General features: G+C 70.6%; 12 protein-coding genes and 1 pseudogene. 8 read left to right on the top strand and 5 right to left on the bottom strand.

The window, feature by feature from the left end; all coding sequences use genetic code 11:
* Positions 1-263 precede the first annotated feature (263 nt).
* The 5 genes from ACQP0P_RS38785 to ACQP0P_RS38765 all read left to right on the top strand — a co-directional run bounded on the left by ACQP0P_RS38785 (position 264) and on the right by ACQP0P_RS38765 (position 5,365).
* Complete coding sequence (locus ACQP0P_RS38785; protein ID WP_433365409.1) at positions 264-584, top strand: hypothetical protein; 321 nt, start codon at positions 264-266, stop codon at positions 582-584.
* Positions 547-1,632, top strand: coding sequence for a hypothetical protein (locus ACQP0P_RS38780; RefSeq protein ID WP_433365406.1), 1,086 nt, complete (start codon positions 547-549; stop codon positions 1,630-1,632). The genes ACQP0P_RS38785 and ACQP0P_RS38780 overlap by 38 nt, the downstream gene beginning before the upstream one ends.
* Positions 1,629-2,150 carry a sensor histidine kinase gene (locus ACQP0P_RS38775; RefSeq protein WP_433365403.1) on the top strand — a complete coding sequence of 174 codons (522 nt, stop codon included), beginning with the start codon at positions 1,629-1,631 and terminating at the stop codon, positions 2,148-2,150. Before ACQP0P_RS38780 ends, ACQP0P_RS38775 begins: the two co-directional genes overlap by 4 nt.
* Positions 2,151-2,351: 201 nt before the next feature.
* Positions 2,352-2,744 (top strand): effector-associated constant component EACC1, encoded by a 393-nt coding sequence (locus tag ACQP0P_RS38770; protein ID WP_433365400.1) that lies wholly within the window; start codon positions 2,352-2,354, stop codon positions 2,742-2,744.
* Positions 2,744-5,365 (top strand): caspase, EACC1-associated type, encoded by a 2,622-nt coding sequence (locus ACQP0P_RS38765; protein ID WP_433365397.1) that lies wholly within the window; start codon positions 2,744-2,746, stop codon positions 5,363-5,365. The genes ACQP0P_RS38770 and ACQP0P_RS38765 overlap by 1 nt, the downstream gene beginning before the upstream one ends.
* A gap of 266 nt (positions 5,366-5,631) precedes the next feature.
* On the opposite strand, the pseudogene ACQP0P_RS38760 reads toward ACQP0P_RS38765, so the two are convergent.
* From ACQP0P_RS38760 to ACQP0P_RS38740, 5 genes and pseudogenes are all read right to left on the bottom strand, one after another.
* A pseudogene (locus tag ACQP0P_RS38760) lies at positions 5,632-6,824 on the bottom strand (RNA-guided endonuclease InsQ/TnpB family protein); the annotation flags it as partial.
* A gap of 327 nt (positions 6,825-7,151) precedes the next feature.
* Positions 7,152-7,967, bottom strand: coding sequence for a hypothetical protein (locus ACQP0P_RS38755; RefSeq protein ID WP_433365394.1), 816 nt, complete (start codon positions 7,965-7,967; stop codon positions 7,152-7,154).
* A 50-nt stretch (positions 7,968-8,017) separates the two neighbouring features.
* Positions 8,018-8,410, bottom strand: coding sequence for a DUF998 domain-containing protein (locus tag ACQP0P_RS38750; RefSeq protein WP_433365391.1), 393 nt, complete (start codon positions 8,408-8,410; stop codon positions 8,018-8,020).
* 149 nt (positions 8,411-8,559) lie between these two features.
* Positions 8,560-9,705 carry an FAD-dependent monooxygenase gene (locus ACQP0P_RS38745; RefSeq protein WP_433365388.1) on the bottom strand — a complete coding sequence of 382 codons (1,146 nt, stop codon included), beginning with the start codon at positions 9,703-9,705 and terminating at the stop codon, positions 8,560-8,562.
* A gap of 16 nt (positions 9,706-9,721) precedes the next feature.
* Positions 9,722-10,726 carry an NAD-dependent epimerase/dehydratase family protein gene (locus ACQP0P_RS38740; protein ID WP_433365385.1) on the bottom strand — a complete coding sequence of 335 codons (1,005 nt, stop codon included), beginning with the start codon at positions 10,724-10,726 and terminating at the stop codon, positions 9,722-9,724.
* A 447-nt stretch (positions 10,727-11,173) separates the two neighbouring features.
* On the opposite strand from ACQP0P_RS38740, the gene ACQP0P_RS38735 reads away from it, so the two are divergent.
* The 3 genes from ACQP0P_RS38735 to ACQP0P_RS38725 all read left to right on the top strand — a co-directional run bounded on the left by ACQP0P_RS38735 (position 11,174) and on the right by ACQP0P_RS38725 (position 16,040).
* Complete coding sequence (locus tag ACQP0P_RS38735) at positions 11,174-11,635, top strand: GbsR/MarR family transcriptional regulator (protein ID WP_433365382.1); 462 nt, start codon at positions 11,174-11,176, stop codon at positions 11,633-11,635.
* Positions 11,636-12,040: 405 nt separating this feature from the next.
* Entirely contained in the window at positions 12,041-14,866 is a 2,826-nt protein-coding gene (locus ACQP0P_RS38730) for a PQQ-dependent sugar dehydrogenase (protein WP_433365379.1), read from the top strand.
* Positions 14,859-16,040, top strand: a complete 1,182-nt coding sequence (locus ACQP0P_RS38725) for a ThuA domain-containing protein (RefSeq protein ID WP_433365376.1) — start codon at positions 14,859-14,861, stop codon at positions 16,038-16,040. Before ACQP0P_RS38730 ends, ACQP0P_RS38725 begins: the two co-directional genes overlap by 8 nt.
* Positions 16,041-16,159 lie beyond the last annotated feature (119 nt).

Below are 16,159 nucleotides of genomic sequence, written 5' to 3'. Positions count from 1 at the left end.
GTCCACACCGCCAGGCGGCAAGTGCTTCACTCACCGCTGACTTCTCGCGGAGCCCTGCTTTCCGGCAACTCACTCACCGGGGACCACGACCACCGGGACGCCCTCGCGGGCGTCTCCGGGACGGAGAGCAGCGCCATCACCCGGCCCATCCGCATCTCGCGCCGCACCGCCACCGGCCGAAGATCGCCACTCGGGGCCTGACCTGGTCGTCAGAGTTTGCTGACAGGTCGGCACAGGCCCCAGAATCCCCTACTGGGGGATCCATGGGGCGGAAAGCGGACTACGCGGTGCGGGTCGTGGCCCTGTCCCTGGGCACGCTCGGCCTCGCGGCGCTGGCCGCGCACGTGGTCATCGAGCTCGCGATCAACCCCCGGCCGCCCGGCGTCGGCGACACCGCCCGCGTCCAGGCACTGCTCAGCACCCCGCTGGGCATGCTGATCGTGCTGCGCCGTCCCGGGTTGATCGTCGGCTGGCTGCTCCTGCTGGTCGGGGCGGCCAACGGCTGGGTGACGCTCGCCATCTCCCTGTACGAGGTGTACGGGCAGGGTGCGGTGCCGCTCCCGCCGCCGCTCTACTGGCCGTAGCGCCGTCACCACCTGCACGGCGCTCATGCTGCCGCTCGCGCATCCGGACGCCGGCCTGCTGCGGCCCCGATGGCGCTGGGTCTACCTGGCGCTGATCTCGTGGCAGCTGCTCCTGCTGGTGATCGCCATCCCGCGGCTGCACGAGTCCGCCGGGCCGCTCGCGAGCCTGTACCAGGTGTCCGCCGCGATCTGCGAGCCGCTGCTCTGGGTGAGCCTGCTCGTGCTGCTCATCCGGTTCTGGCGCGCAGACCCGGACGTGCGGCGGCAGATCGCCTGGCTGGCGCCCGTCGTGGCGTTCGACAACCTCGCCTTCAACGAGATCCTCGGCTGGGACCACCTCTGGCTGGACACCGTCGGCGAGGCGGCCGTGCCGATCGCGGTGGCCGTCGCCGTACTCCGCTACCGGCTCTACTCGATCGACACGCTTGTCAGCCGGGCCCTGGTCGGCGGCGCCCTGGTGGTCTTCGTCGCCACGGCGTACCTGGCCGTCGGCGCGCTCACCGGACTCTTCCTGGCCGACTACGGCGAGCTCTTCGGCGTGGTCGCGGCGATCTTCGCGGGCCTGTCGTTCCTGCCCGTCCAGCGGCGCCTGCAGCGCCTGCTCGACCGGCTCCTGTACGGCAGGAGCGGCGACCCGCAGGTGCACGCCGAAGCCCTGCGGCGGCAGATCCAGCACGCCGGCCCCGCCCAGGCGCTGGAGGCGGCGGTGCGGGCGGTGGCCGACGGCCTGGCGGTGACCGGGGCGGCGGTCGAGACCGAGGAGAGCCACGTCGTCGGCGAGCTCGGGGACGACCCTCGCAAGGTCCCCCTGGTGTGGCACGGCGAACCCGCCGGGACGCTGCTCCTCGGCCCGCCCGGGGCGCGGCGCTTCCCCCGGGCGTACGAGCGGCGGATGCTGGCCGTCCTGGTGCCGATCGTCGCCGACGTCGCGCATGCCGTACAGATGGCTCATGACCTGCGGCGCTCATGGGAACGGGCGGCCGGGGCGCGGGAGGAGGAGCGGCGGCGGCTGCACCGGGACCTGCACGACGGGCTGGGGGCCGGTTGACCGGGATAACGATCGGGCTGGAGGCGGCGCGGCGATCCCTGAGGTACTCTCCCGACCTGGCCTATCAGCTGCTGTCCGATCTCCGGGTGGGGATGGACGCCGTGAACGGGGAGATGCGGGAGCTGGTGCAGGGCCTCCGGCCCCGCACGCTGGACGAGGTCGGGCTGGAGCAGTCGATCCGGCGGCTGGCGGTGGAGGTGCCGGTCACCGTCGGGGGGAGCCTGGAGGGGCTGCCACCCGCGGTGGAGGTCGCGGCGTACCGGATCGTGCAGGAGGCGCTGACCAATGCCCGGCGTCATTCCGGTGCGGAGGTCATCACCGTGGCGCTGGAGCGGGCGGGCGACCTGCGGGTGCGGGTCACCGACGACGGGGTGGGCGTCGGCACGCCGGCTCGGGGCTCGGGCTCCGGCCTGTCGACGATGCGCGAACGGGCCGCCGAGGTGGGCGGCACCTGCTCGATCCGTGACGGCGAGCACGGCGGCACCGTGGTCGAGGCCGTTCTCCCCGTCCCGACATGACCGGTGGGTGCAGGTGGGTGCAGGTGGCCAGGAAGGACGCGTCAGAACTCAGCTGTCCGGCCGGTGTGCCGGATAGAGCGGAAGCGTGTACTGCTCCGGGCCATCAGAGTAGATTCCGGATATCTGCTGTACGCGGGTGAAACCAGTCGCATACAGCGCGGAGTCGGCGCGGGGGGCCATTAATAAAACAGGGGAGTGCTCGTGGTCGTTCGGCTGAGTGTCGAGGGTGAGAACTCTGCGGACACGGTGCGGGATCTGTACGCCTGGCTGTCGCAGGAGCCCGAGTTGCGCGGGTGGGTGCGGATCATCGAAGGTGACCCCGAGCCGGGTGCGCTGGGTCCGGTCGTCGAGGGGCTGCAGATGGCGCTGGGCGCCGGAGGGGCGTTCGCCTCAACGGCGACCGTGCTGGTCGCGTGGTTGCGATCGCGTCGTGGTGAGGTGAGCGTCAAGCTCAGCCGTGGTGAGGGGCAGCCCGGCATGGAGGTGACCGCCAAGGGCGTCAAGGACCTGGACGCGGCGGCGGTCAAGGCACTCACCGAGCAGCTCACCCAGGCCCTCACCGACGCCGACGCCGCTGGCGCCCAGGGTTCCTGATGGGAGCGGATGGGCCGCCGGAGCTGATGCTGGCCCGGCCCGGCGCCCGGGTGCTGCTGGTCGGATCGAGCGCTCATGTGGCCGGGTCACGGCTGGGCGCGGTGCCCGCGGTCGCGCGGACGGTCGCCGACGTGGGCCGCTGCCTGATCGAGCGGGCCGGGCTGGACGCGGCTCATCTCACCACGGTGGTGGACCCAAGGGACCCGCAGGAGTTCGGCGCGGCGCTGGTGCGGGTCGCCGATCAGGCTGAGGATGTGCTGGTCTTCTACTACGTGGGCCACGGGCTGATCAGCCCGCGCGGGGAACTACATCTGGCCACCCGCGCGAGTGTGGACCTGACCCAGGGGATCGCCGGCCACCAGGCGCTGCCGTACTCGACGGTGCACGAGGTGCTGTCGACCTGCCGGGCTCCGCTCGTGCTGATCGTGCTGGACTGCTGCTTTTCCGGGCGAGCCCGAAGCGCAGGGCGCTCTGGGCTGGATGAGGTGTTCGCCGCCCCCCAGCAGGGCGGCTACGTGCTGGCCGCGGCCGGGCGGGATGAGGCGGCGTGGGCGCCGGACGGCCAGCGGCACACCGCCTTCTCCGGAGCGTTGATCACGGTGCTGGCCGGCGGCGACCCGGCGGCCGGGCCGTATCTGAGCGTGGACGGCCTCTACCGGTCGCTGTCGCGCGCGTTGACCGAGCAGGGCTTTGCCGCGCCGCGCCGGCAGGCCACCGGCTTCGGCGACCGGCAACCGCTGGCCGTCAACCCGGCCCACCACGGGGGTGCGGCCGGGCAGGTGGGGGAGGCCAGCCCCTACCGCGGGCTGGCCTCCTTCGGCCCGGATGACGCGGAGTTCTTCTTCGGCCGCGCCGAGCTCACCCGCACCCTGGCCGACCGGGTCGCCGCGCAGCCGGCCGGCGCCCGACCGTTGATGGTGGTCGGCCCGTCCGGGGCGGGCAAGTCCTCGCTGCTGCGCGCTGGGCTGATGCCCGCCCTGGAGCGTGCCGCCGGGGTCGGCGTGCTGGTGATGACCCCCGGCCGCGACCCGCTCACAACCCTGGCCGACCGGTTCGCGCCCCTGGACGGCTCCCCTCCGGCCGACCTGCGGCAGCAGCTGATGAGCGACCCTGGCCGTCTGCGGGATGTGCTCACCGGGCCGGGGCAGCGGGTCATCATCGTGGACCAGTTCGAAGAGCTGTTCACCCTGTGCCCGCACGAGGCGGAGCGCCAGGCTTTCCTGGCCGCGCTGCATGCGGCCTGTACGGTCGCGGTGGTCGTCGTCGGCATCCGCGCTGACTTCTTCGGCCGGTGCGTCGGCTACAGCGAACTGGCCACCGCCCTGGAACATCCGGTGGTGGTCACTCCGATGAGCGTCGCGCAGCTACGCCAGGCCATCGAAGGACCCGCCCGCCTGGCCGGGCTCACCCTGCAGCCCGGCCTGGTCGACCTGCTGTTGGAAGACCTCGGCGCCGACCTGGAGGCGTCCGAGCCCAGCGGTGTGCTGCCGCTGCTGTCGCACGTCCTGCTGTCCACCTGGCAGCGCCGCGAGGGCGCCACGCTCACCGTGACCGGCTACCTGGCCACCGGCGGCATCAACCGGGCCCTGGCCAACACCGCCGATGCCACCCTGACCGGCCTGAACCTGACCGGCCAGCGCGCCGCTCGCCAGTTTCTGCCCCGCCTGATACGCCTGGGTGAAGGCGCAGACGACACCCGCACCCGGGTTCCCCTGACCGAGTTGCTGCCTTCTGTTCCCGATGCTCCCGATCGGGAGCAGGCCCGGCAGGCGCTGGAGCGTTTCGTCAACGCCCGGCTGCTCACCGTCGACGCCGACACCGTTGAGATCAGCCACGAGGCACTGATCCGGGCCTGGCCCCGCCTGCGCGAATGGATCGACGCCGACCGTGCCACCCTGCTGGCCCGCCAGCAACTCGACCACCAGGCCCGCGACTGGGCCGACCATCAGCAGGACCCGGCCTATCTGTACAGCGGGACCCGCCTGGCCGCCGCCGAGGAAGCACATGCCCGCTGGCAGGCCGACCCAGCGGGCTCCGCTCCGCTGTCGGAGCGCTCCGAGCGCTTCCTGGATGCCAGCGTCAAGACCAGGAAACGAGCGCTACGCGCCAGACGCCGCGGCATCGGCATCGTGGCCGCGTCCATGGCCCTGGTGCTGCTCGCCTCCATCGGCACCGCGATCCTCGCCCTCGGCGCCGCCCGTGAAGCCAACCACGAACGGCTGGTCACCCTGTCGCAAAAGGTCGCCGCGCAAAGCCAGGACCTGGCAGATGCCGACCCTAACCTGTCCCGGCTCCTCGCCGCGGCCGCCTTCACCCTGGAGCAGACCCCCGAGGCGAGATACAGCCTGGCCAGCTCGCTGACCGATCCTCGCCGCAACACTCTGACCGGCTCCGGCCAACCGGTGAGCGCGGTGGCCTGGGGTCAGGTCAACGGTGCACCCGTCATCGTGTCAGGCGACCTCGGCGGCAGGGTGCGGGTCTGGGACCCGTCGCTGCCTGCCGATCTTCTCGGTGCCGTTTGCGCCCGGGTCTTTCGTGCTCTCACCCGGGAGGAATGGGGCCTGTACGTCGGGAAGGACGAGCCCTTCCGGCAGGTATGCCCGGGCGCTGGGAAATCCTGAGGGAGGAAGTGCCGGACGATGCGGCAGCCAGGACGTTCTGTCATCGGCCAGGAGGTTCGCGAAGCCGGTACTGAGAGGGAACCGGTGAGGGCGTCGTACCGCGCGCGCCACAGTGCCGCGAACGAGCCCGTGTCAAGCTCCCGCAGGGAGACGGGCCACTTTCCCAGAGCCTGGAAGATCAGGTTCGCGGTCTCCGTGGTGGACAGTCGCCGTTTGGTCTTTGTCTCCTTGACATCCTCCCCCTCGTAAACGAGGGGGATTCCCACGGTCGCCCGTGAGGGTTCCTGCTTCACCGCCAGTCGCCCGCCAGGAGAAATCCCCTTTGAGGTCTTACACCGGCTCCACAGGCGTTTTACCTCTCCGCCAGCCCGGCGGCGAGGATGTTCTTCGCGGCGTTGACGTCCCGGTCATGGGCGGCGCCGCAGGCACACACCCAGTCCCGGACGCCCAACGGCATGGACCGCTGGATCGCCCCGCACGCCGAGCACAGCCTGGAGGAGGGGAACCAGCGGTCCACGACGAGGAGTTCCCGCCCGTACCAGGCGGCCTTGTACTCCAGCATGGACCGCATCCGACGCCAGCTCGCATCCGAGATCGCGCGGGCCAGGCTGTGGTTCCTCACCATGTTGCGCACGGTGAGGTCCTCGATCACGACCGTTTGGTTCTCACGGACGAGACGAGTGGTGACCTTGTGCAGGTGATCACGGCGCCGATCACCGATCCGGGCATGGACACGGGCGACCTTGAGTTTCGCCTTCCGCCGGTTGTTCGACCCCTTCTCCGTGCGGGCGAGGCTGCGCTGAGCCTTGGCCAGGCGCCTGCGGTCGGCCCGCTCGTGCCCGGGATTGACGATCTTCTCCCCGGTGGAGAGGGTGACCAGGGCGGTGAGGCCCGCGTCCACCCCAACCGTACTCGCGGCCGGGGGGAGCGGGGTGATGCGCTCCTCGACCAGCAGGGACACGAACCAGCGCCCGGCCGCGTCCCTCGACACGGTCACCGTGGACGGCTCGGCCCCCTCGGGCAGCGGACGCGACCACACGATGTCCAGTGGCCCGTTCATCTTCGCGAGGGTGATCCGGCCGTCCTTCCATCGGAAGGCGCTACGGGTGTACTCGGCGCTCGCCCGGGACTTCTTACGGGACTTGAACGTGGGGTACTTCGCGCGTTTGGCGAAGAAGTTGGAGAACGCGGCCTGCAGGTGGCGAAGCGCCTGCTGGAGCGGGACCGAGGACACCTCGGACAGGAACGCGAGGTCCTCGGTCTTCTTCCACGCGGTGAGCGCGGCCGAGGACTCCACGTAGGAGACGCGGCGGCCTTCCTGGGTGTAGGCGCGGGTGCGGTGTTCGAGGGCTTTGTTGTAGACGAGGCGGGCGCAGCCGAACGTGCGAGACAGCTCCGCTGCCTGCTCGTCCGTCGGGTAGAAGCGGAACTTGAATGCCCGCTTCACGATCTGCGCCATGTTTCACACTCTACTGCAAGATCAGTTAAGTGTTGGGTGGGGTGGGTCGTGCGGGTCCAGGCACGCTCAGGCGCTAGAGCGCCTTCCCGCTCCCGTTTCCTCCCCGGCCTGAAGGCCGGGGTATCCACGGGAGTTATTAGATGAACGATCATCCATCATCATCTTCGGCTTCTTCGGCGGGGGAGTGCCGGGTTCACCCGGCAGGTGAATGGCTTTCCCGTCATGGTTCCGGTGTGCGAAACGGCGCCCGCCTCGATCGGGGGAGACGAGAAGCCGCTTCCCCAGGGAGTGGGGAGCCGGATCCGGTCAACGGTGCCGGGCTCCGGGTCATCTCCAGGCGCGGCGTCGCAGCAGGAGCCCGGTGGTGGCGGTCAGGATGAGCAGGGAGCCGGTGAGCAGGAACATCCGCCCGTCGGGCCCGCGCTCACCGCCACCCCCGGTCGCGGCGGGCCCCGACGGGGTCTGTCGCACCTTGCCGTTCCCGCCGGTCTCCGGCTCGGTCTCCGGTTCCGGCTCCGTACCCGTATCGGTTTCGGTCCCCGTATCGGTTCCGGTCTCGGTCTCGGTCTCGGTCTCCGTCCCCGTCTGGTCGGCCGCGGTGACCGTGAGGGGGTAGGTGGTCAGGGCGGTCTGGTTCTGGACCGCACACTTGATCGACGGTGCGTCGGCGGCGGTCCCGAAGTTCAGGGCGGCCGGCCGCACCGTCGCCGTACCCGCGTTGGACGAGGTCGTACTCAGGCTGACCGGTGCCGTCGGCAGCGGGATGACCTGGTCCGCGCCGACCGTATCGAGCGTGCCCACCCCGGTGGCGGAGGTCAGTCCGGTGAGCCCGCTGATGGACGCGTACGCGTACAGGCCGGCGCCGGCGGTCAGTCCCGTCGCGGGTGCCTTCAGCCCGGTGCCGTCGGCGTAGGTCCCCTGCCAGCCGATGCTCAGCTGCTCACCCGTCGTGGCGGCGGCCGGCATCGTCATCTCGATCTTGACCTTGATGTTCTGTTTCTCGGTCGCGCCGGTGGTGGTGCACTGGTACTCCACCACGTCGGTGATGACAGCCGAGCTCTGCCGCACCTCGCCGGCGGCGGCGCCGGCCGGCTGGAGGAAGAGAAACAGGACGGTGACGGAGAGAACGGATCGGACGCGCAAGGCGACTCCCATTGCGACAAACGTGGCATTGGGGAAGACGTACTACGAAGTTATCCGGTTGTCACCATGTCCGCATCCGGACATTGGCCCTCCATCGCGGGCCGGAGCACGTCCTGAACGTCCAGGCGGAAGGCGACGCCGGCGGCGGTAGCGAAGGTGATGACCAGCGCCAGGCCAGCGGTCATCAGGAGGATCGGCCCCCACAGAGCGCGATGGCCGGGAGGCAGAGCACGGCGCAGCCCGGCGGCGAAGGCGAGCAGCAGGAGCCCGCCGATCACGAAGTTGACCGTTTGAAGCCAGCCGCGCTCGCCGGTGCCGAGCTGGCTGGCGCCGTGATGCCAGAGGCTGTAGCCGGGCCGGGTGGCGCCGTCGATCAGGATCAGAGCTGGGACGAGTACGCCTGCGGCGAGGCCGCAGCCGAGAAGGGTCGTGGTCGGGCGCATCGGAAATAGCCTCCAAGCTCCACGATCCCAAGATCGAGGGCCGACCAGGCTTCCCGGCTCACCGACACCCGCACCCCACCAGGGGCGCGATCTTCCAGTTGCCTGGAATGTAACACCTGGCCCGGCGTGCGGCCAGGTGCCCTACGACCTCAGCCCTTGATGAAGCGACGGGTCATGTACCGGCGGACCGGCGGCAGGGAGGCCAGTCGCAGCGGTAGCAGGCTCAGCCACAGCAGCGCGGGGTTGGCGGGGGCGTAGACGCCTTTGACGCGGCGGCCGAGCTTTTGTTTGCGTTCGGCTTCGGGCCGGATGGCCGCTTCCCACGCGGTCAGCGCGGCGGGGATGTCGCCGGGGTGGGCGGCCAGTTCGGTGCCGAGCCGGTCGGCGCCGCCGACGGCCAGCGCTGAGCCGTATCCGGCGAACAGGGTGACGCACCAGGCGGCATCGCCCAGCAGCACCACCCGGCCGCTGCTCCAGCACGGTGCCACGACCTGGCTGATGGTGTCGTAGTAGACCGAATCGGCCCGCGCCAGCCCGGCGAGAGCTTCGGGGATGACCCAGCCGAGGTCGCCGTAGACGCGTTCCAACTGGGTGGCGACGTCCTCGTCTGGGTGGGCGTGGTCGGCGCGGTAACCGAAGAAGGCGACGTTGCGGCCGTCGCCGACGCTGATGACCGCCGCGGTACGGCCGCGCGATGACAGGGTGCCGGTCGCGCCGGGCGCGATGGCTGCGGGCCGCCGCTCCAGCATGAAGACGGCGACCTTGTGCTCCAGGTCGAGCAGGAAGTCCTCCTCCGGGCCGAACAGCAGGGCGCGAGTGGCCGAGTGCAGGCCGTCGGCGCCGATCAGCAGGTCGGCCTCCTCGATGGTGCCGTCGCTCAGGGTGACGCGGACGGCGTGGTCGTCCTGGTCGATGGCGGTGAGGGTGGCGCCGAAGCGGATCTCGGTGTGGCCCTCGACCTTCTCGTACAATGCGGCTTCGAGATCGCCGCGCAGGATGGTGATCGAGCGGGGGCCGGTGGTGGCGGCGATGGTGGCGCGGTCGAGGGCGAAGCGGCGGGAGCCGTCGCTCTTGTGGTAGACGAGCTCGGTGGTGTCGAAGGCCTTGGCTCGCAGGTCGGGCAGGATGCCCATGCGTTCGGCGGCGTCGTAGCCGATGCCGCCGAAGGTGACGGCGTAGCCGCCGCCGCGGCGGGCGGGCGCGCGTTCGACGATGAGGGTGTCCCAGCCGATCTGGTGCAGGCGCAGGGCGGTGGCCAGGCCGGCGATGCCGGCTCCGATGATGATGGCGCGCATGACAGGTGGTGCTTCCTTAGCGTGAGAGCTGGTCGAGCAGCCGCTGTTCCGCTGCGGTGTCGAGCCAGGTGTCGGGGGAGGGCGCATCGGCGCGGGGCACCGGGGCGCCTTCGGTAAGGAGCCAGGCCCAGGTGTCGGCGAGGGTCTCGCGTAGTGGGCGCGTGGTGAGCCCTTCGGCCAGGGCGGCGCTGACGTCGGCGTCGTGCATGCCACTCGGGGCGCTGCCGTCGGGCAGCCGCAGCCCGAGCTCCATGCCGAGTGGCAGGCCGTGCCGCAGGAGCAGCTCCGGCGGCGCCCACACCAGTTCGGTGTCGAAGCCGGTGACTTCCAGCGCCGTGGTGAGCAGGTCGCCGAGGGTGATCGCGCCCGGCGGGCCGGTAGTGGTGAAGGCGCCGCTCAGGCCGCGTTCGGCCGAGCGCAGTATCCAGGCGGCCAGATCCCGGACGTCGAGGTACTGCAGAGGCGTCTGGGCCGGGGCGGGGGCCAGGACGCGCCCGCCCTTTTCCAGGCGGCGCAGCCACCAGGGGATGCGGCCGACGTCCTCATAGGGGCCGAGGATCATGCCTGCTCTGGCCAGCAGCGCCGCTCCGGGGAAGGATTCCAGAGCGGCGAGTTCGCCGCCGCGCTTGGCGGCGGCGTAGTCGACGTCGTCCGTACTGCCAGGGTCGCCGTCGACCAGGGGCGCGTGCTCGTCGGCGCCCGCGGGCCAGGGCCAGCGGTGCACGCCTCGGCTGGAGACGTACCCGTAGTGCCCGGCCCGGCCGGACAGCAGGCGGGCGCTGTCGCGCACCACCTTCGGCGCCCAGGCCCAGGTGTCGATGACCGCGTCCCATTCCTGGCCGCCCAGCGCCCGGCGGACAGCCTCGGGGTCGGTGCGGTCGGCGATGAGTGCGCGTACCCCGGGCGCGGGGTCGCGGCTGAGGCCGCGGTTGAGCGTGCTCACCTCATCGCCGCGCTCCAGCGCAGCCTCGACGATCGCGCGGCCCACGTGGTGGGTGCCACCGAGAACGAGTAGTTTCACGATGCTCCTGGAGTGAGGGGCAGCCAGAGGGCTGACGGGCGGCTGTGGTCGTGGAAGATCTCGTGCTCCGAGGCGCGCAGGCCTCGCCCGGTCGCGAGCGGTTCGCCGGTGCCGGGGTTGCGGCCGAAGCGCGGGTGGGCGCCGCTGGCCCGCCGGGTAGTAGTGCGTGGCCAGCAGCCGCACACCGTCGGCGGCCGGGATCTCCACGTTCCGCCGGACACGCGCCCGGTGACGAAGGGCGGGACGCACACCGTACAAACGGCTGAGCAGGGTCATCGCCGGATCAACTTCCTGTCGACGCTGATGAGAGGTCACATCGCCGACCAGGCTTCCCGGCACACCATCGAACCTCTCACGAGAGGCCGATACGAGGAATATACCGACTTTTCGGAAATTTCTGAAGACTTGGAGTATTCGGTATCCTGATTCCCTCAAGGAGGCGAGCACGTGAACAACCGGTATGAGCAGTGGCAGGCGGCGGAACGGCTGGCCCTGACGCTGATCGAGGGCGGGCTACAGCGCATGGCCGCGCGCACCCTGGCGGTCTTCCTGTTCACCGACCAGGAAAGCGTCACCGCCGGCGAGATCGCCGACCGGCTGGAGGCCAGCGCAGGCTCGGTCTCCGGCGCGATCAAATCCCTGCTGACGGTCGGGCTGATCGAACGCCTGCCATCGCCCGGTAGCCGCCGCGAGCACTACCGGCTCCGCGACGACGCCTGGGCCACCCTGTTCACCAGCCAGAACACCGTCATCCAGGCCATGCTCCAAGCCGCGGCCGCCGGGATCGCCGCCACCGATGAAGGCGATCCCGCCCGTCAGCGCCTGGCACAGATGCACGCCTTCTACGAATTCCTGCTCGGCGAGCTCCCCTCCCTCCTGCAACGCTGGCACCACCAGCGCCCCATCTGACCAGCCCTAGCCCTTCGCCGCCCCACAACGGAAAGAGGTGGTATGGGCCATACGGCCCGGCGAGCGCTCCGATCAGTTCACGGGCAGCGCCGTGGCGCCTTCGTCGTGGTCGCGGAGCATACGCAAGACAGTGGCGGCCGAAGGGCTGCACCAAAGGTCCCAGCTCACTGGCCACTGGCACGTTGCAAAACCGGCCTCAGGGAGCGTTCTCTCAAACACGCAGACGGTTACCTGGAAGTGTGAGAGCCGTTTCAACCAGGTTAATCAGCCTCTTGACAACTTTTGGCAAGCGAGAGCAATCTCGTGGTGGGAGAGCGCTCCCTCATATCCGTCAGCGCCCAGCAGTACAGACCCCGAGACCCTGACCACCGGTCCACCCCCTCCACAGAGACCTGGAGTCTCGCCATGGCCTCGCTCCGCCGATGGTTACCGCCCCTGACCGCTCTGCTGACCCTGACCGCCCTCCTGCTTCCCCTTCCGGCCACCGCTGCCGCCCCGCCCGTCGATCCCGCCAGGTTCCAGCAGGTCACGCTGGCCAAGGGGGTCGCCGAGGTAGGGGAGCCCATGTCCATGGCGGTGCTGCCGGACCGCTCGGTCCTGCACACCGCCCGCGACGGCACGATCCGGATCACCGACGCCGCGGGGACCACCAAGGTGTCGGGCAAGATCCCCGTCTACTTCAACGACGAGGAGGGCATGCAGGGCGTCGGCATCGACCCCGGTTTCTCCTCGAATCGGTTCGTCTACCTCTACTACGCGCCGCCGCTCTCCACCCCCCCGGGTAACGCCCCGCTCGACGGCACCGCGGCCGACATCGCGCGCTTCGACGGCGTCAACCGGCTGTCGCGCTTCAGGCTGAACACCGACGGCACGCTCGACGTCGCGAGCGAGAAGAGCGTCCTGGAGGTGAAGACGAGCCGGGGTTTCTGCTGCCACGTCGGCGGTGACATCGACTTCGACGCCGCGGGCAACCTCTACCTCACCACCGGCGACGACACCGAGCCCGGTTTCAACGACGGCTACGCGCCACTCGACGACAGGGCGGGCCGCAACCCCGCACTCGACGCGCAGCGGGGTGCCGCCAACACCAACGACCTGCGCGGCAAGGTGCTCCGCATCAAGGTCAACGCCGACGGGTCGTACTCGATCCCGGCCGGGAACATGTTCCCGCAGGGAACGGCGAACACCCGGCCGGAGATCTACGCGATGGGCTTCCGCAACCCGTTCCGGATGAGCGTCGACAAGGCCACCGGCGTGGTCTACCTCGGCGACTACGGCCCCGACGCGGGCACCGCCGGCGCCAGGGGGCCGGGCGGCCAGGTCGAGTTCGACCGGATCACCGGGCCGGGCTTCTACGGGTGGCCGTACTGCACGGGCAACAACACCCCCGCCGAGACCTACGCCCGCTACAACTACGCGACCGCGACGGTCGGCGCCAAGTACGACTGCGCGGGCGGGCCTGAGAACACCTCGCGCAACAACACCGGCCAGACCAGACTGCCCCCGGCCAAGGCCGCCTGGATCACCTACGACGGCTGCTCGCTGCCGGAGTTCGGCTGCGGCGCGGAGTCGCCGATGGGCGGCGTCGTCTACCGCTACTCCGCCGCGCTGAACTCACCGATCAAGTTCCCGCAGTCGCTCGACGGGCACTTCCTCGCCGGTGAGCTCCAGCGGCAGTGGATCAAGGACATCGAGGTCAACGCGGACGGCAGCCGGGGCACCATCCAGCCCTTCCCCTGGTCGGGCACGCTGGTGATGGACATGGCCTTCGGCCCGGACGGCGCCCTCTACGTGCTCGACTACGGGACCGGCTGGTTCAACGGCAACGAGCACTCGGCCCTGTACCGCATCGAGCACATCGGGACCGGCGGGCGGGCGCCCATCGCCAAGGCGTCGGCGGACCGCGTCTCGGGGAAGGCGCCGCTGACCGTGGCGTTCTCCTCGGCGGGCAGCTCCGACCCGGACGGCGACGCGCTCAGCTACTCCTGGGCGTTCGGCGACGGCGGCACCTCCACCGCCGCCAACCCCACCCACACCTACACGACCGACGGCACCCGTACGGCCACGCTGACCGTCAGGGACGGCACCGGCCTGACCGCGACGGCCAACGTCGAGATCAACGTCGGCAACACCGCGCCCACGGTGCGGATCGACCTCCCGCTCAACGGGCAGGTGTTCGGCTTCGGCGACGCCGTGCCGTACCGGGTCACCGTCACCGATCCGGAGGACACGATGATCGACTGCGCGAAGGTGAAGATGACCTACATCCTCGGTCACGACACCCACGGCCACCCGCTCGCCACGGCCAACGGCTGCTCGGGCACCGTCCAGACTCCCGCCAACGGCGAGCACGACGGGGCCGCCAACCTGTTCGGCGTCTGGGACGCCGAGTACACCGACTCCGGCGGCCTCACCACCCACGCCCAGCACGTCACCCAGCCGAAGAACCGGCAGGCCGAGCACTACACCACCGCCCAGGGGGTCGCCCTGTTCGACAAGCCGACCGCGCACGGCGCGAAGACCGTCGGCAACATCGAGAACGGGGACTGGATCGCCTTCGACCCCTATGTTCTGGCCGGAGTCTCCAAGATCACCGCTCGGGTCTCCTCGGCCGGGACCGGCGGGACCATCCAGGTCAGGGCCGGCTCGGCGACCGGGACGCTGCTGGGCACCGCCACCGTGGCGCCGACGGGCGGCTGGGAGACGTTCGTCGACGTCTCCGCCACCCTGACGGGTGCCCCGGCCGGCACGACCAAGCTCTTCCTGGTCTTCGCCGGGGGCGCGGGCGCGCTGTTCGACGTGGACGACTTCACCCTGACCACCGGGACGCAGCCGCCCACCGGGACGCTGCTGTCGTCGGGACGTCCGGTCACCGCCTCCTCGACGGAGGGCGCCGGATTCGCGGCGGGCAACGTGGTGGACGGCAATCCGGGGACGCGGTGGTCGTCGGCGTTCTCCGACCCGCAGTGGATCTCGGTGGACCTGGGATCGGTCAGGCAGGTCAGCCGGGTGAGGTTGCAGTGGGAGGCGGCGTACGGGAGGTCCTACCGGATCGAGACCTCGACCGACGGCACGACGTGGTCGCAGGTCCACTCCACGACCGCGAGTGACGGCGGTGTGGACGACATCACCTTCGCGGCGGTCGGCGCCCGCCACGTGCGGGTGTACGGCACGCAGCGTGCCACTGTCTGGGGCTACTCCCTGTGGGAGATGGAGGTCTACGGTGCGTAATGTCATCGCGGTCATCACCGCACTGCTCGTCGTCACGATCAGATTGGGGGCGCCGGCCATGGCAGCGGACCCGGCCTACAAGGTGCTCGTCTTCTCCAAGACCGCGGGGTTCCGGCACGACGCCATCCCCGCGGGCATCACCGCGCTGCGCGGGCTGGCGGCCGAGAACGGCTTCACCGTCGACGCCACCGAGGACGCCGCCGCCTTCAGCACGGCCAACCTGGCCGGATACCGGGCGGTGGTCTTCCTGCTGACCACCGGCGACGTGCTGAACGCCGCGCAGCAGACGGCGTTCGAGTCCTACGTCGCGGGCGGCGGCGGATACGTGGGCGTCCACTCGGCCGCCGACACCGAGTACGACTGGGCCTTCTACGGCGGCCTCGTCGGCGCCTACTTCTCCTCCCACCCGGCCATCCAGCAGGCGACCGTACGGGTGGAGGACCGCACGCACCCCTCGACGGCCCACCTGCCGGCGACCTGGGTGCGCACCGACGAGCTGTACAACTACCGCACCAACCCCCGCTCCGCCGCCCACGTGCTGGCCACGCTGGACGAGTCGACCTACTCGGGCGGGTCGATGGGAGCGGACCACCCGATCGCCTGGTGCAGGCCGTACCAGGGCGGCCGGGCCTGGTACACCGGACTCGGTCACACCATCGAGTCCTACACCGAGCCGAACTTCCGGGCGCACCTGTACGGCGGGCTCCGCTACGCGGCCGGGGTCGCCCCCGCCGACTGCGGCACCGCCCCCACCCCCACGCCGACTCCCACGGTGCCCCCGGGGAGCGTGCTGCTGTCGTCGGGGCGTCCGGTCACCGTCTCCTCCACGGAGAACGGGTCGTTCGGCGGGAGCAACGCGGTGGACGGCAATCCGGGGACGCGGTGGTCGTCGGCGTTCTCCGACCCGCAGTGGATCTCGGTGGACCTGGGGTCGGTCAGGCAGGTCAGCCGGGTGAGGTTGCAGTGGGAGGCGGCGTACGGGAGGTCCTACCGGATCGAGACCTCGACCAACGGCACGACGTGGTCGCAGGTCCACTCCACGACCGCGAGTGACGGCGGTGTGGACGACATCACCTTCGCGGCGGTCGGCGCCCGCCACGTGCGGGTGTACGGCACGCAGCGTGCCACCGTCTGGGGCTACTCCCTGTGGGAGATGGAGGTTCACGGCAGTTAGGAGCCGGGATTCCCGCGGATCTCACCGGTTTCGCAGGTTCGACGGTGGGAATCCGTTGACGGCCGGTTGCCCGGCGTTGGGCGGCTCATCGTCGTGCCGCCGGCAACCGCAGCGGCAAC

This window comes from Streptosporangium sp. CA-115845 (assembly GCF_050943795.1).
GTDB lineage: Bacteria > Actinomycetota > Actinomycetes > Streptosporangiales > Streptosporangiaceae > Streptosporangium.
Note: the sequence above shows the minus strand (reverse complement) of the source record. Positions and strands in the feature narration are given on the sequence as shown.

Coding starts and splice junctions, on each gene's coding strand:
- ACQP0P_RS38785 (WP_433365409.1), top strand. CDS start 264: ATGGGGCGGAAAGCGGACTACGCGGTGCGGGTCGTGGCCCTGTCCCTG.
- ACQP0P_RS38765 (WP_433365397.1), top strand. CDS start 2,744: ATGGGAGCGGATGGGCCGCCGGAGCTGATGCTGGCCCGGCCCGGCGCC.
- ACQP0P_RS38750 (WP_433365391.1), bottom strand. CDS start 8,410: ATGCGCCCGACCACGACCCTTCTCGGCTGCGGCCTCGCCGCAGGCGTA.
- ACQP0P_RS38745 (WP_433365388.1), bottom strand. CDS start 9,705: ATGCGCGCCATCATCATCGGAGCCGGCATCGCCGGCCTGGCCACCGCC.
- ACQP0P_RS38730 (WP_433365379.1), top strand. CDS start 12,041: ATGGCCTCGCTCCGCCGATGGTTACCGCCCCTGACCGCTCTGCTGACC.